At 68.7% G+C, this 16503-nt stretch carries 18 protein-coding genes; 9 read left to right on the top strand and 9 right to left on the bottom strand.

The annotated features are described in order from the left end of the window. Positions 1-56: 56 nt before the first annotated feature. The 3 genes from E0H50_RS32915 to E0H50_RS32905 are packed head-to-tail and all read right to left on the bottom strand — an operon-like array spanning position 57 to position 2439. Positions 57-956 carry a pseudouridine-5'-phosphate glycosidase gene (locus tag E0H50_RS32915; protein ID WP_238151530.1) on the bottom strand — a complete coding sequence of 300 codons (900 nt, stop codon included), beginning with the start codon at positions 954-956 and terminating at the stop codon, positions 57-59. After that, a complete protein-coding gene (locus tag E0H50_RS32910) occupies positions 949-1836 on the bottom strand; it encodes a carbohydrate kinase family protein (protein WP_272948539.1) in 888 nt (295 codons plus the stop codon). Before E0H50_RS32910 ends, E0H50_RS32915 begins: the two co-directional genes overlap by 8 nt. A gap of 51 nt (positions 1837-1887) precedes the next feature. After that, a complete protein-coding gene (locus E0H50_RS32905) occupies positions 1888-2439 on the bottom strand; it encodes an RBBP9/YdeN family alpha/beta hydrolase (RefSeq protein WP_131294888.1) in 552 nt (183 codons plus the stop codon). A 123-nt stretch (positions 2440-2562) separates the two neighbouring features. On the opposite strand from E0H50_RS32905, the gene E0H50_RS32900 reads away from it, so the two are divergent. From E0H50_RS32900 to E0H50_RS32890, 3 genes are all read left to right on the top strand, one after another. Continuing rightward, a complete protein-coding gene (locus E0H50_RS32900; protein ID WP_131294887.1) occupies positions 2563-3009 on the top strand; it encodes an Lrp/AsnC family transcriptional regulator in 447 nt (148 codons plus the stop codon). 96 nt (positions 3010-3105) lie between these two features. Beyond that, entirely contained in the window at positions 3106-4758 is a 1653-nt protein-coding gene (locus E0H50_RS32895) for a DUF4091 domain-containing protein (RefSeq protein ID WP_131294886.1), read from the top strand. Between the two features lie 71 nt (positions 4759-4829). Continuing rightward, on the top strand, positions 4830-5426 hold the full coding sequence (locus tag E0H50_RS32890; protein ID WP_131294885.1) for a hypothetical protein: 597 nt from the start codon (positions 4830-4832) through the stop codon (positions 5424-5426). 14 nt (positions 5427-5440) lie between these two features. Here the strand turns inward: E0H50_RS32890 and E0H50_RS32885 are convergent, their stop codons facing one another. The 3 genes from E0H50_RS32885 to E0H50_RS32875 form a co-directional block, all read right to left on the bottom strand. Continuing rightward, on the bottom strand, positions 5441-6022 hold the full coding sequence (locus E0H50_RS32885; RefSeq protein ID WP_131294884.1) for a carboxymuconolactone decarboxylase family protein: 582 nt from the start codon (positions 6020-6022) through the stop codon (positions 5441-5443). Further along, positions 6012-6350, bottom strand: coding sequence for a hypothetical protein (locus E0H50_RS32880; protein WP_202868433.1), 339 nt, complete (start codon positions 6348-6350; stop codon positions 6012-6014). The genes E0H50_RS32885 and E0H50_RS32880 overlap by 11 nt, the downstream gene beginning before the upstream one ends. Before the next feature lie 82 nt (positions 6351-6432). After that, a complete protein-coding gene (locus E0H50_RS32875) occupies positions 6433-7359 on the bottom strand; it encodes a proline dehydrogenase family protein (protein ID WP_131294883.1) in 927 nt (308 codons plus the stop codon). A 118-nt stretch (positions 7360-7477) separates the two neighbouring features. On the opposite strand from E0H50_RS32875, the gene E0H50_RS32870 reads away from it, so the two are divergent. From E0H50_RS32870 to E0H50_RS32860, 3 genes are read left to right on the top strand one after another with little or no spacing between them, the layout of a single operon-like run. Beyond that, entirely contained in the window at positions 7478-8650 is a 1173-nt protein-coding gene (locus tag E0H50_RS32870) for a PucR family transcriptional regulator (RefSeq protein ID WP_131294882.1), read from the top strand. Then, a complete protein-coding gene (locus E0H50_RS32865; RefSeq protein WP_238151526.1) occupies positions 8637-9860 on the top strand; it encodes a metal-dependent hydrolase family protein in 1224 nt (407 codons plus the stop codon). Before E0H50_RS32870 ends, E0H50_RS32865 begins: the two co-directional genes overlap by 14 nt. Positions 9861-9867: 7 nt before the next feature. Beyond that, the gene (locus E0H50_RS32860; protein ID WP_131294881.1) at positions 9868-10797 is read left to right on the top strand and encodes an ornithine cyclodeaminase family protein; all 930 of its coding nucleotides are present in this window, start codon (positions 9868-9870) and stop codon (positions 10795-10797) included. A 7-nt stretch (positions 10798-10804) separates the two neighbouring features. On the opposite strand, the gene E0H50_RS32855 is transcribed toward E0H50_RS32860, so the two are convergent. Continuing rightward, positions 10805-11839 carry a DUF1444 domain-containing protein gene (locus E0H50_RS32855; RefSeq protein WP_131294880.1) on the bottom strand — a complete coding sequence of 345 codons (1035 nt, stop codon included), beginning with the start codon at positions 11837-11839 and terminating at the stop codon, positions 10805-10807. Positions 11840-12424: 585 nt separating this feature from the next. On the opposite strand from E0H50_RS32855, the gene E0H50_RS32850 reads away from it, so the two are divergent. Then, positions 12425-12835, top strand: coding sequence for a ribonuclease H family protein (locus tag E0H50_RS32850; protein ID WP_238151524.1), 411 nt, complete (start codon positions 12425-12427; stop codon positions 12833-12835). A gap of 1 nt (position 12836) precedes the next feature. Here E0H50_RS32850 and E0H50_RS32845 read toward each other — a convergent pair whose 3' ends face one another. Continuing rightward, a complete protein-coding gene (locus tag E0H50_RS32845; protein WP_131294878.1) occupies positions 12837-13499 on the bottom strand; it encodes a response regulator in 663 nt (220 codons plus the stop codon). After that, a complete protein-coding gene (locus E0H50_RS32840) occupies positions 13496-14662 on the bottom strand; it encodes a sensor histidine kinase (RefSeq protein WP_131294877.1) in 1167 nt (388 codons plus the stop codon). Before E0H50_RS32840 ends, E0H50_RS32845 begins: the two co-directional genes overlap by 4 nt. A 151-nt stretch (positions 14663-14813) precedes the next feature. On the opposite strand from E0H50_RS32840, the gene E0H50_RS32835 reads away from it, so the two are divergent. Both E0H50_RS32835 and E0H50_RS32830 read left to right on the top strand, forming a co-directional pair. Then, positions 14814-15713 carry an ATP-binding cassette domain-containing protein gene (locus tag E0H50_RS32835; protein WP_131294876.1) on the top strand — a complete coding sequence of 300 codons (900 nt, stop codon included), beginning with the start codon at positions 14814-14816 and terminating at the stop codon, positions 15711-15713. Continuing rightward, positions 15710-16501 carry an ABC transporter permease gene (locus E0H50_RS32830; RefSeq protein WP_131294875.1) on the top strand — a complete coding sequence of 264 codons (792 nt, stop codon included), beginning with the start codon at positions 15710-15712 and terminating at the stop codon, positions 16499-16501. Before E0H50_RS32835 ends, E0H50_RS32830 begins: the two co-directional genes overlap by 4 nt. Positions 16502-16503: the final 2 nt, after the last annotated feature.

Genomic DNA, 16503 nt, shown 5'->3' with positions numbered 1-16503 from the left:
CGGGGACGCGTCGGATCCGGCAGGCGCCGACTTGATCTACTACAAGACCTACTGACCTACTGAGCCAGCACAACGGCGATTCGGGCCGCGACGGCGGCGTTGCTCGCGGCGAGCGCGAGGTTGGCCGGGATGCTGTCCCCGTCCGTCGCCTTCTCGATCCTCGCGAGCACGTACGGCGTGACGGCGGGACCCACAACCCCTGCCTGTGCGCTCGACTCCAACGCGGCCGTGAGTACGGCGTCGATGCGCGCCGCCGGGATCTCGTCGTCCACGGGAATCGGGACCGTCAGCAGTACTCCGGTCGCCGGTCGCGCGCGGAAACGGAGTACGTCGCAGACCACTCGCTCGTCGTCGACGCGGTGCGGGACCGGCAGGCCGCTCGACCGGGTGTAGAAGGCCGGGAACCAGTCGTGCTGCCAGCCCAGGACGGGTACGCCGGCGGTCTCGAGGTACTCGAGTGTTCGCGGCAGGTCGAGGAACGCCTTGGCGCCGGCGCAGACGGTGATGACCGGGTGGTTGGCGATCGCATCGAGGTCAGCGGACACGTCTCCGGTGTGCTCTGATCCGCGGTGGACGCCGCCGATACCGCCGGTCGCGAACACCGAGATGCCGGCCGCGTGCGCCAGCGCGACGGTGGCCGAGACCGTGGTGACGCCGACGTCCCATCCCTGAGCCAGCGCTACCGCGAGATCGCGTTCGGCGACCTTGCGGGTGCCCTGCAGTACTCGCTTCTCCTCGTCCGGTGAGAGACCGAGGTGGGCCTGACCGTCGAGGATCGCGGCAACGGCCGGTACGGCGCCGTTGTCGCGTACTGCCTGCTTGCAGAGCTCGAGCGCGTCGGCGTTCGCGGGGGCGGGCAGTCCGAGGTTGGAGAAGATCGTCGACTCGAGGGCGACGACCGCGCGGTGCTCGGCCAGGGCCTGGGCCACGTCGTCGGACAGGATGGGCTCAATCACGCGCGGTTCCGTTCTCGTCGGCGGGCAGGGACTCATCGGAAGGCTTGGACAGGGTGGCGCCGGGTTCGCTGAGGACCCGCCTGGCAAGGGTATGGCCCGCCTGCACCGCCTCGACGGCGTCGGCGTGGTCGAGTACGGCGGACAGGAAGCCTGCCGCGAACGCGTCGCCCGCGCCGGTCGTGTCCCGCACCTCGTCGACCGGGGGTACGGGGACGGTTGTTGTGGCGGTGGCGTGGATCTCTGTGGGCTCGGTGCCGTTCTTGACGATCACCGTCGTACTGGAGCTTGCGAGCTCGCGGAGGGAGCCGATGTCGGCTTCGATGCCGTTGGCAAAGAGATAGGTCGGCTGGAGGGTTCGGATCAGGTCGCGGAACGGCGCGGGGCCGATCGCGTCGATGAGTGCGATCGAGGATGCGTCGATGGTGAGGATCGCGCCGTCTGCTTGGGCGAGGGCGGAGGCACGGCGGAGGACGGACAGCGAGGGGCCGACAAGTGAGTACGCCGAGAGGTGGACGGCGCCGGCGCCGGACAGCCAGAGATCCGGTACGTCGGCCAACTCGCCCGCGGCTGCCCGGTCCGGGTACATGGTGCGTTCCCCGGACGGGTCCACGACGATGACGATGGTGCCGGTCCGCCCGTGCCGCTGGACCTTCGTGTCGACCCCGTCCTCGGTCAGGTCCCGCACCAGAGCCGCGCCGACGGCGTCCTCGCCAACTCGCCCAACGAACCGCACCGCCATCCCGAGCCGCCCGGCAAACGCCGCGACGTTGGCCGCCGCCCCACCCCGAGTCCGGCAAACCCGCGCCGGATTATCAGTCCCCACCCGAGCCGTCCCCACAGCCCAAACCACGACATCCTCAACAAGATCCCCAACACACACGAGCCCGCCCCAACCAACCACCCACACCACCTCCCGCGCGACAACACAGCATTACGTCGGCAGGTTAGCGAGTAGCTCGTCGAGGAGGGTTCGGCCGTGTGGCCAGTCGCCCAGGTTGCTGGTGGAGTTGAGGTGGCCGGCGTTGTCGATCAGGTGGCAGTCTGCTTTCCAGGCGTTGGCGAAGGTGGTTGCTCGGTCTGTGGTGCAGTACGGGTCGTTCGTGCTGGCGATCAGCAGGGACGCGCAGGGGAGTGGTTGTGTCGCGACGGACTGGAAGGTGCCCGCGCGGTCGCTCGGGAAGCCCGCAGCCTGAGTGTCCGGAGGTGCCACCAGCAACGCAGCCGTGGCCGACCCTCCAGCGGCGAACCAAGCGGCAGCGGCCCAGCAGCCGAGACTGTGCGCCACCAACACCACGTCATCATCGCGACCAAGAGCGTCGTCGTACGCACGCTGCACCGCCTTCACCCAGTCGTCCAGCTCAGGCTCGCTCCACGACGCCGGAACGATCCGTACGGCGCGGTCGCCCCAGGACTGCTCCCATCGACTTTGCCAATGCACGCCGTCGGAACCGTCGATGCCCGGGAGGATGACGAACGCTGTCACTGCAGACCTCGCTTTCACTTGCGCAACCCACGACCGTGGGAGGCTTGAGCCCCCGAGTCTGATCGAATCAACAGACGCTCGGCACCGTGGCGAGTGATCACAAAGACATTGGCGGCGACAACCATGGAATCACTCGACGAGATCGACCGGCGGATCCTCGCCCTGCTGCAGGCCGAGGTCCGGCTGACCGGCGCCGAGCTCGGCCGCCGAGTCGGGCTGTCCCAGCCGGCCGCGAGCGCACGGGTCCAGCGGCTCGAGAAGACCGGCGTCATCACGGGGTACCGGGCAATCGTCGACCCGGCCAAGCTCGGGCTCGGCATCACCGCCCACATCAGGCTGCGCACCTCGCACGCGCAACTCGAACAGGCTCTGGCGCTGGCCGCGCGGACCCCCGACATCACCGCGATCCGCCGGGTCACCGGCGAGGACTGCCTGCTCTGCGACGTGCACTGCTCCGACGCGCGACGCCTCGAGACCATCATCGACAGCCTCGCCCGCTTCGGCCCGGTGACCACGGCCCTCGTCCTGCACGACTACTCGGCACGCCCGCTGACCCCGGTTCCGGACTAGGCCCACCGCGAGACGACGGTTGTGCGTTGATGCTCGAATCTGCATCATTGATTCCACAATTACGCACACTTGCTGGGTTGGAAGGAGTGGTCCGCGGTGACCGCCAAGTGGGAGTTCGTGCTCTGCGACGCGCTGGCGAAGGTGCACCCGGTGCGGGACCCGCGCCCGGTGTCGGCCGAGACCCGGTTCCAGGCCTTCCTCGGTGAGCCCGCGTCGTTCCAGCTCGCGTACCGCCCTCCACTCGAGTCGAAGTTCCGCGACGCGCGCCCGCTGCAGGTGCGGGTCGAGGGTCCGGCGGCCGACCTGGTCGCCGTCGCGAGCGTGGACCTCGTACCTTGCACGTTCGTCGCGCTCCCGGGTCACGACGACGGGTACGAGTTCGACGAGCCCGGCCTGTACCCGGATGTGCTGCGCCCGGTGCCGAACGGTGAAGCTCCGGTGCGGTTCGGCAGTTGGAGCGCGCTGTGGTTCGACGTCACCACGGCCGATCCGGCGCGCGCCGGCGTACACGAACTCACGATCGTGGTGAGCGCGCCCGACGGGTCCGAGCTGCATCGCGCGCCGGTCACCGTCGAGATCACGGGGATCGCGCTGCCGCCGCTCGACATCGTGTCGAGTCATTGGATGCACCTCGACTCGCTCGCGGACCACTACGGCGTCGAGGTGTTCAGCGAGGAGCACTGGACGATCGTGGAGCGCTTCATGGCGTCCGCGGCCGAGATGGGTGCGACGTCACTGCTCGCGCCGGTGTGGACACCGCCGCTCGACACCGCGGTCGACACGTATCGCACCGTCGTACAGCTGATCGACATCACGCGGACCGACGACGGGTACGCGTTCGGGTTCGATCGGCTGCGTCGCTGGCTGGACGTCTGCCGGCGTACCGGGATCACCGGGGTCGAGGTCGCGCACCTGTTCACGCAGTGGGGTGCGAAGGCGACGCCTGGGATCGTGGTCGGCGGGGAGCGGGCCTTCGGGTGGGACGTGCCCGCGACCGACGGACGGTACCGGGAGTTGCTGGAAGCGCTGCTGCCTTCGCTGCAGGCCGTGCTCGACGAGGAATGGGACCGCGACCACGTCGTCTTCCACATCTCCGACGAGCCGTCCGGGGAGGACGGGCTCGCGAGCTACCTCGCCGCGAAGGCCGTCGTTGCCGATCTTCTGAAGGGCTGGACGGTCGTCGACGCCCTGAGCGAGCACTCGTTCTACACCTCGGGCGCTGTTGAGGTTCCGGTCGTCGCGACTGATCATGTGGAGCCGTTCCTGGCCGAGCGGCCGGAGCGTCTGTGGGTCTACTACTGCGTCAGCCAGGACCGCGACGTCGCCAACCGGTTCATCGGGATGCCTTCGGCGCGGAACCGTGCGATCGGGCACCAGTTGTTCGCGGCCGGTGTGGACGGGTTCCTGCACTGGGGCTTCAACTTCTGGTACACGCAGTACTCGATCCGGCGGGTGGACCCGTTCGCGGACACCTCAGCCGGTGGAGCGTTCCCGTCCGGCGACCCCTTCATCGTCTACCCCGGCCCGGACGGTACGCCGTGGCCGTCCCTCCGCCACCGCGTCTTCGCCCAGGCAATGTGGGACCACCGCGCCCTCCAGGCAGTCCGCACCACCCACGGCAACACAGCAGCCCTCGACCTGGTCGACCCCGACCGAACCCTCCGCTTCAACCGCCCCGTACTCGACCCGAACCACTACTACACAACCCGCCAACGCATCACCACCGCACTGACAACCCCCGAGGAATAGGCGACTTCCGGGGGAGGCGATTCCCCCTTGCGGGGGAGGGTTTGGAACGGGCGGTTCTAGAGGATCGTCCTATGAACCTCGTTGGAAAGCTCGCTGTTCTGACCGTTGTCGGCGGGACTGCTGTTGCCGGTATCACCACCGCTCAGGCCGGACCGGCCGGGTCGAAGGTGGCTCGGGTGTCCGGTGCGGCCGACTTCATGTTGCCGTTCCATCCGGACGACGATGTCCGGCACTTCGCGTTCGACGCCACGGCCACGCCGTACACCCGTCCGATCCCCGGCGCGCCTCAGGGACTGCCGACCGATGCGCGCGGCACGGTCGAGATCTCCCACTATGTCTCCGCCCTGAAGCAGACCATCCGCGCCGAGGGAACGGTCGACTGCCTTGTCACCGCGCCCGGCACGGCCACCCTCACCGCGAAGATCACGAGGGCGGACGATCCGGTCCAGGACTGGGTCGGTAAGCGGCTCGGTTTCAGTGTCCAGGACAACGGCCGGCATGACCGCGTCGGTCTGTCCTGGACGGTCGTCAACCTGAACCAGAACCCGAAGGGCGAGTGGGAGGAATCGCCCGTCGGAACCTGCATGGCGCCGTCCCCGTTCGCGCCGGTGACGAAGGGCGACTACAAGGTCCGGCACGTCGAGTTGCCTCAGGCACCGAAGTCCTGATCACGCGCGTGAGGCTAGCGGTAGCCGCGTTTGAGGAGGTACTTCGCTCCTGCTTCGTAGCCTTTCGGGCTGAGGAGTTCGAAGCCGAAGGCGTCGGCGAGGCGGCTGGTGGTGTTGAACGCGGCGCACACCGCGAGTGCGTCCTTGACCTGCTGCGGCGAGACGCCGGCGGCCAGGACTTCGCGTACGTCGTCGGCGTCGACGCGGCCGTCGCGGATCAGCTTGGCGAGCAGGCGCAGCGTGGCCCGGAGCGGCTCGTCGATCGACGCCGACTCGGGGTCGTCCAGGATCGCAGTCACTCGCGGACCGTCCTGATAGGCGAGGCTCGCGGTCGCGGTGTGGGCGCCGATGCAGAACGCGGACTGGTTCAGCTTGGCGACGTACGCCGCCATCAGTTCGCGGTCGCCGACGGACCAGTCGGACGGCCCGCGCAGCGCCTCGTGGGTGAACTCCTTGGCCGGGTTGCCGTAGAAGTCGGACCGGTAGAAGGTCAGTTTGGCGGCGTCCGGGAGCGGCTGCCCGGAGAACAGCCGGATCATCGCGAACATCAGCTTCGTCCCGGGCCGGTAGCCGTGGTTGAGGATGTCAGGACGCATGGCCCGGCGCCTCCTCGGTGATCGCTTCGGCGAGGGCCGCGAGACCGGCTTCGTACAGGCGGGTCGAATGACCGACCGCAGCGCAGATCACCAGCTCGAACACCTCGTCCTCGGAGCAGCCCGCAACGGCCAGGTCGGCCTCGTCGATGCGTACCGGCGTACGGGTGATCCTGCCGAGCAGCGTGCTCACCGGCGGGACCAGGCCCTCGTCGTCGAACGCACGCTTCCGCTGCTCGGCAGATGCTCTGCCGTCGCCCGTCAAGATCCGCTCCACGAGCGCGCGGTGTGCTGCTCGTTTGGCGTCGTCTGCAGTGTCGTTTTCGGGCACCGTGCCGTCACCTCCTCGGCGGACTCGGCTGTCCGCCCTCAGATGTATGACGATCAGCGCACCACGAGATACGACAAACGCGCTACTTCGTGACGAGCGAGCGGAGCAGGAAGCCGACGTTGGCGGGACGTTCCGCCAGGCGGCGCATGAAGTACCCGTACCAGTCGTCGCCGTACGGGACGTAGATACGCACCCGGGAGCCCTGCGAGCGGAGCTGCTCCTGCGCGCTGGGCCGGATGCCGTAGAGCATCTGGAACTCGAAGTCGTCCTGTCCCTTGCCGTGCTGCGTCGCCAGCGCCTGGGCGATCGAGATCATCCGGGGGTCGTGGCTGGCGATCATCGGGTAGCCGAGGCCGCCCATCAGGATGCCGAGGCAGCGGGCGTACGCGCGGTCGACGTCGCTCTTCGCCGGGTGGGCGACCGACTTCGGTTCGGCGTACGCGCCCTTGACCAGGCGGACCCGCGACCCCGCGGTGGCGAGGTCGCGGCAGTCGGCCTCGGTGCGGTACAGCATCGCCTGCAGCGCGACGCCGACCGTCGGGTGATCCTTGCGCAGCTCCGCCAGGATGCTGAGCGTGGAGTCGACCGTGGTGTGGTCCTCCATGTCCAGAGTGACGGTCATGCCGGCGTCGGCGGCCGCGGCGCAGATCGCGGCGGCGTTGTCGGCGGCCAGCGCCTCGCCGTCGCCGGGCAGCGCCTGACCCATCGCCGAGAGCTTGAGCGACGCCTCGGCCTTGGTCGCGAGTCCCTGGTCGGCCAGCTGCTTGATCAGCGTGAGGTACGCGTCCCGGGTGGCCTCGGCCTGCGTCCGGTCGAGCGTGTCCTCGCCGAGGTGGTCGAGGGTCACGGCGAAGCCGCCGGAGGTCAGGCGTCGGGTGGTGTCGACGGCGGCGTTCACGTCGTCGCCGGCGATGAAGCGCGTGACGACCTTGCGCGTCACCGGGGATTTGGTGACAACGGCCCGGACGCGACGGCTGCGGGATGCGGCGAGCAGAGCGGTACCAAGCACGGCGGACTCCTCCTGGTCAGGATGTGAGTGCACTGTAAGGACCGGTCGGCCGCGCGGGCGTTATCCAGGTGACAGATCCGCCGGCGCAGAACGTCATACAAATGTCTAAGCTGGGTGCATGGACCTCGACGACCTGGTCGGCGCGATCTCGGACGCGTTCGGTACGCCGGCTGTGCTCGAGGACCGCGACTTCAACCTGATCGCGTTCAACACGCAGCCCGACGAGATCGACGCGGTGCGGGCCGGGTCGATCCTGCGGCGGCGTTCGACGGCCGATGTCCGGAGCTGGTTCGAGCAGTTCGGCATCGCAACCGCCGACGGACCGGTCCGTACGCCGTCCGAGCCGGGCCTCGGCATCCTGCCGCGGCTGTGCCTGCCCGTCCGGTGGAACGGCGTGACCTACGGCTACTTCTGGCTGCTCGACCCCGGAGGCGGATTGGGTACGCCGGCGCAACTCGAGGCGGCCGCCGCGATCGCGCGGGACGCGGGTGCGCTGCTCGCGCAACGGGCCCGGGGGAGTCGCGACGCATCGCTCCTGCTCACCAACCTGCTTGCGCCGGACGACGCGGTCTCGGCGCGAGCGGTCGAAGAGCTCGACAGCCGGGGGCTCGTCCAGCGGACGGCGTACGTCGTGGTCGTCCACGCCGAGCAGCCGTCGCGTGAGGTCGTGCCGCTCAATCTCTGGTCGCTACCGCGGCATGTGCTCGCGACGTCGGGGGAGGGCTTCACGACACTGCTCGTCGACCTCGCGAACGAGCGGATGATGTTGATCGACCAGGCGATCGACAGGCTCCGCCAGTTGCACGCCCAACGCCTCGGCGATCAGGCGGCCGCGCGGCTGCTCGTCGGAGTCGGCGAGCCGCAGCGCGGCGTCGCCCATGCACGAACCAGCCACGAACAGGCGCGCCGTGCCACCAAGATCCTGGCCGCCGTGCCGCGGCTCGGTGCGGTCGCTCATTGGTCCCAGCTCGGCGTCCACCGACTGATCTCGTGCGGTCCGCGGTCGGCCCTGGTGGACGCCGTACTCGATCCGCGGGCGCAGCGATTGCTCGACGCGGGCGGCGACCTGGTCCGGACGGCGCAGGTCTTCCTGGACCGGGCCGGCAACATCCAGGAACTGGCGACGGAGCTGGCCATCCACCGTCAGACGGCGTACTACCGGCTCCGCCGGATCGAGACCATCACCGGCTTCGACCTGCGCAGCGGCGAGGATCGCCTCACGCTCCACCTCGCCCTGACAATGGCTCCACTGCTCCAGCCATCTCAAGGAGGACCACGTGCTGGTCAATGACCGCAGCTCAGTTCCAGGCACGCTCATCGTCACCAACGCGGCCGTGTTCGACGGCGAGAGTGCGGAGCTCGTCGACGGGCCGGTTGCGGTTCGGGACGGGCGGATCGTCGCGGTCGGGGACACCGGGGACCTTGGCGACGACGCTGTCGTGGTCGACGCGCAGGGCGGCACCGTGCTGCCCGGGCTGATCGACGCGCATTGTCATCCGTACGGCATCAGTCTGGACATGGTCGACATCGAGGCGAGCCCGCTGAGCTATGTCGCGATCGTCGCGGCCGGCCGGTTGCGCAACTCCTTGCGGCGCGGCTTCACGACGATCCGCGATGTCGCGGGCGGTGAGGCCGGGCTGGCGAAGGCGATCGCCGAAGGCAGGCTGGAGGCGCCGCGGTACCTGTTCACCGGGCCGGCGCTGAGCCAGACCGGTGGGCACGGCGACGCCCGGCCGGCGCACTGGGACACCTGTCCTTGTCACAGTCACACGACCGAAGTCGTCGACGGCGTGGACCCGCTGCGCCGCGCCGTCCGTGAGCGTTTCCGGCAGGGCGCGCACGCGATCAAGATCATGACGTCGGGCGGTGTTGTCTCGCTCACCGACCCGATCCGGATCCCGCAGTACTCCGAGGACGAGATCCGCGCCGTGACGGCCGAGGCGGCCCGGCGGGGGAGTTACGTCGCGGCGCATTCGTACTCGCCGGAGGCGATCGTGCACTCGGTACGGAACGGCGTCCGGTCGATCGAGCACGGCAACCTGCTCGACACCTCCTCGGCCGCAGCGATGGCCGAGTACGGGGCGTTCCTGATTCCGACGTTGGCGGCGTACGACGCGATGGACCGGCGCGGCGAGGCGATCGGGATGGCCGCCGTGCAGCTGGCCAAGAACCGGGAGGTACTCGACGCCGGCCGGCGGGCGATCGAGCTCGCCGTGGCCGCGAAGGTCCCGGTGGGGTTCGGCACCGATCTGATGGGCGGGCTGGAAGAAGAGCAGCTCAACGGGTTGCGGCTGCAGAGCGAGGTGCTCGGGATCCTCGGCACGCTGCGCTGCGCGACCTCGGTGAACGCTCGCCTCCTCGGGCTGGAGGACCTCGGCGTGGTCCGGCCCGGCGCGATCGCGGACCTTCTCGTAGTCTCGGGCAACCCGTTGGAACAGCCCGACTGCCTGTGGGATCCAGCGGCCGAACGGACCGTCATCCAGAGCGGCCGCGTCGTTTAGGAGATCCATGGCGGACAGCATCAGGTTCATCGACCGGGCAGCCCTCGAGCGCACGCTCAGCTGGACGCAGGCGATCGACGCGCTCGACGACGCGCTGGTGTCCGGCGCCGCGCCGGGAAACACGCCGCCGCGGACGTTCGTGGACATGTCGGGCGGGCAACTCATCTTGATGCCTGGCGAGGTCGGGCCGCAGGTCGGCGTGAAGGTCGTGTCGGTCAGTCCCGGCAACGCCGCCCGCGGCCTGCCCCGGATCCAGGGCCTCCACATCGCCTTCGACGGACCGACGCTGTGGCCGGTCGCAGTGATCGACGCCGAGTCGCTGACGTTGCGACGTACGGCGAGTGTGTCGGCGCTCGCCGTACGCCGGTTGTCGACCACGGACTCGAACTCGTTGCTCGTGTTCGGGACGGGGCCGCAGGCGCTGAGTCATGCGCTGGCGATCAACGCGGTCCGCCCGCTGAATCAGGTCATCGTCGTGGGCCGCCGGGTGGAGGCGGCCGCCGCGCTCGTCGGCTCGCTTCAAGCGGAAGGCCTCCCAGCTCGGGCCGGAACTCCGGAGGACGTCGCGAACGTCGACCTGGTCGCCTGCTGTACGACGGCGACGGAGCCGGTGTTCGACTCCGATCTGCTCCGGCCGGAAGCGACCGTGGTCGCTGTCGGGTCGCACGAACCAGCGGTCCGCGAGGTCGACACGAACCTCGTCCGCCGCGCCACCGTCGTGGTCGAGTCACGGGCCTCCGCGCTGGGCCAGGCAGGGGACATCATCCTCGCCGTCGCGGACGGCGTACCCGAAACCGACGCGATCACGGCCGATCTCCACGAACTCGTCACCGGGCAACTCGACCTCACTCCCGGCACACCCCGCCTCTTCAAAAGCGTCGGCGAAGCCTGGTGCGACGTGGTCACCGCCACCGCCGCACTCCGCGCAGTCCCGTAAGTGAGGCTCATCGGCTCCCGCCGCGCGACGCCGGAGGCACCGGGATGCCGTCTCCTCGTACGTCAGGCTCGCCGAAGATGGCACCGTCGAGGCGGCGCAGGGTTTCTGAGAAGCGGCCGCCGGCCTGGAGTTGCGCGGTGCCGGTGCTGTAGTCGGTCACCTGTTGCCACTCGTCGCCGGTCACGTAGTAGACGTGCGGACTCACAGGCCCCGGCGAGTCGGCGAAGAAGCAGTTGGCGAGGTTGAGGAGCATTCCGAAGGCGTTGATCACCGTCTGATCTCGTAGCACATGAATGAGCAGCATGTCTCGGGACGGCATGGCCACGAGGCACCCGAACGGAGGGTTCTCGACATGCAGGGACTCGCGCAGCACGGTGTCGAGAACCAGCGCCCGGGAGGCTGTGAACATGCCGCCGGTCAGCATGGCAACCTCGCCACCGTCGCCAACCGGATCTCGCACCAACTCGACGTTGTCCTTGAGGCGGCGCAGGTTCGCCAGGCCCATCCGGGTGATTTCCTCCCACGACACGCCAAGGGAGTCGATGTCGAAGTGCATGGCGACCGCGCGCCCGGTGTAGGTCGCCGGCGCGGTCACCACACCCGGCACGAACTCCGGCACCCGGTCGGTCCAGCCGCGCTCGATCGTGGCTGCGCAGACAAGCCGAAGATAGAGCTCGTTCTCCAGGTCTTCCGGGACCATCGGCCGTTCGCCCGGAGGAGGCATCTGGCCGAAATGGGCGACCACCGCCGATCTCCATTGCTGTCGTGGCAACCCGCTGACGGTGCGCGCGAGATTCGCGAGCCCGGCAGATGGAGTGTCCTTCACCTGGCAGTCTCCGGTCGCTACCAGCGCGCCGGCGCCGTCGTACCGCAGGGGAAACCCGCGTTCCGCGACCACAGCCTCGGCCAGACGGACCAATCGGTCCGCCTGCCGCACGGTCAGCGGGGTCAGCACCGGGTGCGGCCGATCCGCGTCGTCGTTGTGTCGCCTGCTACCACCACGGCCGCTCCGGCGGCCGTCCCTGCTCTTGCCAGCACTCATCGAGCACCTCCTTTGCCCAAAAAAGGTATGAGCTTTCGAGCACTGGAACGGCCCGTCTTCGCAATCTGTGGATAACTGCCGACGGCGAGCTGCGACGCAACCGCTGCCCACTCTGGAGGTCGCATGTACTTGCGTAGATCACCTCTAGCCTTCCCCGGTCCTGGTGGAGAGTCTCCCCAAACCGGTTTGGGGAGACTCTGTGCGTGAACTGGGGAGCCGTGCTGCCCGAATCGGGAGGGCAGGACTCCCCAAACTGGTTTGGAGAGGAGCGGGGCGTCAAGCAGGGCTGGTGCGGGGAAGCCGGTTCCAGCGGGTGTCAGTGCGAGTCAACGCGAGCCCGGACTCAAGCCCCCGTCTGGTAATCCATCGCCTACTGCGGGGCACTCGGCACGGCACCTCGCCGCACGGTGCGAAGGCCACGATGCTCCGCATCGAGACCTTCGTCCCCGCACGCTCGGTCGGCCAAGTGTTCGCGTATCTCACGGCCTCGGGCCGCCGACAGGGTAGGGTTTCGTCCTGATGTCTGCGATCCGTGCTCGTCGTCCTCGTCCGGCTGATATGGCTGTGCCCGTTGGGGCGCGCACCGTGTTCACGGATGGCGCGTGCTCGCGGAATCCTGGACCTGGAGGCTGGGCCTGGGCGTCGTCGAAGTCCGTGTACGCCTCGGGGCACGAGGCTGATTCCACGAACCAGCGGATGGAGATCCGGGCCGCCCTCGAGGCCGTTCGGGCGAACGATGGTCCGCTCCTGGTCGTGTCGGATTCGACGTACGTCGTCAACTGCTTCCGCGACGGGTGGCACACAGGTTGGCTCGAACGCGGCTGGCTCACCTCGGCCAGGAAACCGGTCGCCAACCGCGACCTCTGGGAGCCCCTGGTCGAGTTGGTCACCAAGCGCGGCGACGTCGCCTTCCAGTGGGTGAAAGGCCACTCCGGCCACGAAATGAACGACTTCGTGGACGCCCTGGCGGTCGCCGCCTGCTTCCCGGAACACTGAATCAGGTGAGGCCCGCGTCGTGGATGCGGTTGGCGATCTGGACCCGGTTGGTGGCTTGGAGTTTGACCATGATCCGCGAGACGTGGGCCTTGACGGTGGCCATGCTCAGGTAGAGTTCGTCGGCGATCTGCGCGTTGACCTTGCCCTGACCGACCGCGATGGCGACTTCGCGTTCGCGGGAGGTGAGGGTCCCGGCCAGCGCTCGCGCGTCGAGGACACGCTGGGGTTCTGGCTCATCAGCACCCAGGCGCGCGATCAGCTGGGCGGTCACGGTGGGGGAGAGCATGTGGTTGCCGGCAGCCACTTTGTGGATCGCCTCGACGATCTCTGCCGGCGGGGTGTGTTTGAGGAGGAAGCCGCTGGCCCCGCCGCGAAGAGCCCGTAGTACGTAGTCGTCGGCGTCGAAGGTGGTCAGCACGATCACCTTGGGCGGTGCGGGCCGACCCCTGAGCTGGGCGAGAGCTTCGAGGCCGTCGAGTCGCGGCATCCGGATGTCCATCAGTACGACGTCGGGCGCAACCTGCGCGATCAGGTCGAGTCCGGTCTGGCCGTCGTTCGCTTCGCCGGCCAGTTCGATCGTTGCGTCGTCGCGCAGGATCATGGCGAGTGCCGCGCGCACGAGCGCGTCGTCGTCGATGATTACCACCCGGACGGCGGCGCTCATGCCGGCCACGGCAACCAGGCGCGGACCACGAACTCCCCGTCCGTTCTCAGGTGCTCGAGGCGGCCGCCGATCAGCTCGGCGCGTTCGGTGAGTCCGAGCAGTCCGAGCCCCGATCCGGGGGTCGCGCTCACCGAGGAGCCGAGCCGCAGCGGGTTGCGTACCTCGAGGACCAGTTGCCCTCCCGGCCGGCCGCTGACGGTCACGTCGACGGCGGTGTCCGGTGCGTGTTTGCGAGCGTTCGTCAGGCTCTCCTGGATCATCCGGTAGGCGCCGCGCCCGATCGCGTCGGGCGGCTCCGCGAGGTCGTCCACCTGGTTGTGCAACCGCACTCTCGTGCCGGATCCGATGGCTTCCTGGACCAGCGCCGGGAGGTCGGCGAGCGTCGGTTGTGGTCGCTCCGGTGGTACGTCGGTTTCGATGGTTCGCAGTACTCCGAGGATCGCGTGCAGATCCTGCAGCGCGAGGTGGGCGCTCTTGCGGGTGATGGCTGCCGCCTGGGCCACTTCGGCGTCGCTCAGGCTTCGGCAGTACTCCAGTGCGCCCGCGTGCAAGGCCACCAGCGACAGGCGATGCGCCAGCGCGTCGTGCATCTCGCGAGCGATCCGGGCCCGCTCGGTGACTTGCGCCTGCTCGACACGCAGGCCCTGCTCGCGTTCGGCGCGATCCGCGCGTTCCCTCAGCGATGCCAGCAGGTCGCGGCGTGCGCCGACATACATGCCGGGAGCGATCACGGCGCTCACGAAGACGACCGTGAACAAGAGCGAGAAGAGCAACGAGTTCTCGGCCCCGGGGTGGGTTGCGAAGAAGACGACAGAGGCGACGAAGCCCACCACCGCGACCGGCACGATCTCGTGCCAGCGCCGGCGCGTGGCCAGGGACACGGTGGTGACGACGACCGCTCCCGACGCGGCTGTGGAGAACGATCCGAAGGTGTTGACGATCAGGGCGACGACGAACGGGTTGCGGCGTCGCCTTCGCATCAGAACGACGCTGACTACTCCGAGCAGCAGATCGATGGCCCAGAGCGCACCGATCTGTCCGGCGTACGTCTGGTAGTAGCTGGCGATCCAGAATCCGCCGCCGGTGACGATGGCGAAGAGGTAGCGCCACGTCGACTGCCAGTGGCTCAGCGGAGGTGGTGGCGCGGCTTGGATGGCGTCCACCTTGCTCACGGTACGGGAGGTCTGTGCTTCCGGGCAGAGACCACGGTCCGGCCCGACCCCTACCACGGGCTACACAACTCGATCCCGTGGTTCGCGGCGGTGGCACTGCGGCTGATGTGCCCGGCCGGTGCGCGGGTCCAGGCTCGACCTCATGATCACAGTCGAAGAACTCAGTAAGCGGTACGGCGCACATCAGTCCGTAGACCGCGTGTCCTTCCGGGCGCAGCCTGGATCCGTCACCGGCTTCCTCGGTCCCAACGGGGCCGGCAAGTCGACCACGATGCGCATGATGACCGGGCTGACGCCGCCCTCAGCGGGTCGCAGCACCGTCCTCGGGGTTCCGTACGCCGAACTGTCCAACCCGGGCCGGCACGTCGGGGTCCTCCTCGACGCGTCCGCACAGCACACCGGGCGGACCGGGCGCGAGATCCTCCGCCTCGGCGCCATCGTCATGGGCCTCCGCCTCCAACGGGTCGACGAAATGCTCGAAATCGTCGGACTGTCCGGCGAGGAGGGCAACCGCCGGGTCGGCAACTACTCCCTCGGCATGCGGCAACGCCTCGGCATCGCGCACGCCCTGCTCGGCGACCCGCAGGTCCTGATCCTGGACGAGCCCGCCAACGGACTCGACCCGGCCGGTATCCACTGGATGCGCGGGCTGCTCAAGAGCTTCGCCGATCGCGGCGGAACCGTCCTGCTGTCCTCACATCTGCTGCACGAGATCGAGGTCATCGCCGATCACCTGGTCGTCATCGGTCGCGGCGTGATCGTCGCCGACGGCAGCAAGGCCGACCTGCTGAACGCCGCGGGCACCCTGGTCCGCGGCCTGGACCCGGATGCGCTGGGGCGCTGCCTCGACGTCGCGGGTTACGTGTACCAGCTCGAGCCCGACGGCTCGTACGTCGTGGACGCCACCCGCGAGCAGATCGCCACGGCCACCGCGCAACACGGCGTGGTCGTCACCGAGCTGCGTGGCGCGGACGGTTCCGGACTCGAAGCAATGTTCCTGCAGCTCACCGCCGCCGACGCACGAGAGAAGGTCACCGCATGAGTACCGCGACCCACACCGAACTGTTGCCGGATCCGCGGGTGACGCCGGTCCCCTTCAGCCGCCTGTTGCGGGCCGAACTGCGCAAGCTCGTAGACACCCGGGCGGGCTTTTGGCTGCTCACCGCGATCGGTCTCATCACGGTCGCCGTCATCGTCGTGTTCCTGTTCGTCGCCGACCCGGACCAGTTGACCTTCCTGAACATGATCGGTGCGACCGCGACCCCGCAGAGCATCCTGCTCCCGGTGCTCGGCATCCTCGCAGTCACCGCCGAGTGGAGTCAGCGCACCGGCCTGGTCACCTTCACGCTCGAACCCAGCCGGATCCGCATCGCCGTCGCCAAGCTGGTCGCCGTCGTCCTGGTCGGTCTGGTGGCGGTGGTCGTGGCACTCGGCGTCGCAGCGTTGAGCAACCTGGCCGGGATGGCGTTCCTGGACGGCGCCGGCACCTGGAACATTGGTGCCGCCAACGTCCGCGACTTCTTCGCCGTACAACTGATCGGCATCGTTCAGGGCTTCGCCTTCGGCATGCTGCTGATGAACACCGCCGCCGCGATCGTCCTCTACTACGTGATCCCGATCGCGTGGACCGTACTCTTCTCGATGGTCGGCAGCCTCGAGAAGGTCGCACCCTGGCTCGACGTCAACTCCGCGATGGCCCCCGCCTTCGAGCAGCGCACGTTCCAGGCCGCCGACTGGGCCCACCTCGCAGTCTCGGGCGCCATCTGGGTCCTCCTACCCCTCATCCTCGGCCTCTTCCGCCTCCTCCGCCGCGAGGTCAAGTCAGCCTGACA

The sequence above is a fragment of the Kribbella sindirgiensis genome (assembly GCF_004331435.1).
GTDB lineage: Bacteria > Actinomycetota > Actinomycetes > Propionibacteriales > Kribbellaceae > Kribbella > Kribbella sindirgiensis.
Note: the sequence above shows the minus strand (reverse complement) of the source record. Positions and strands in the feature narration are given on the sequence as shown.

What these genes read in the sequence shown, in the direction of transcription:
- E0H50_RS32900 (WP_131294887.1), top strand. Translation starts at nt 2,563, where the DNA reads ATGGAATCACTCGACGAGATCGACCGGCGGATCCTCGCCCTGCTGCAG.
- E0H50_RS32890 (WP_131294885.1), top strand. Translation starts at nt 4,830, where the DNA reads ATGAACCTCGTTGGAAAGCTCGCTGTTCTGACCGTTGTCGGCGGGACT.
- E0H50_RS32885 (WP_131294884.1), bottom strand. Translation starts at nt 6,022, where the DNA reads ATGCGTCCTGACATCCTCAACCACGGCTACCGGCCCGGGACGAAGCTG.
- E0H50_RS32870 (WP_131294882.1), top strand. Translation starts at nt 7,478, where the DNA reads ATGGACCTCGACGACCTGGTCGGCGCGATCTCGGACGCGTTCGGTACG.
- E0H50_RS32860 (WP_131294881.1), top strand. Translation starts at nt 9,868, where the DNA reads ATGGCGGACAGCATCAGGTTCATCGACCGGGCAGCCCTCGAGCGCACG.
- E0H50_RS32855 (WP_131294880.1), bottom strand. Translation starts at nt 11,839, where the DNA reads ATGAGTGCTGGCAAGAGCAGGGACGGCCGCCGGAGCGGCCGTGGTGGT.
- E0H50_RS32845 (WP_131294878.1), bottom strand. Translation starts at nt 13,499, where the DNA reads ATGAGCGCCGCCGTCCGGGTGGTAATCATCGACGACGACGCGCTCGTG.
- E0H50_RS32835 (WP_131294876.1), top strand. Translation starts at nt 14,814, where the DNA reads ATGATCACAGTCGAAGAACTCAGTAAGCGGTACGGCGCACATCAGTCC.
- E0H50_RS32830 (WP_131294875.1), top strand. Translation starts at nt 15,710, where the DNA reads ATGAGTACCGCGACCCACACCGAACTGTTGCCGGATCCGCGGGTGACG.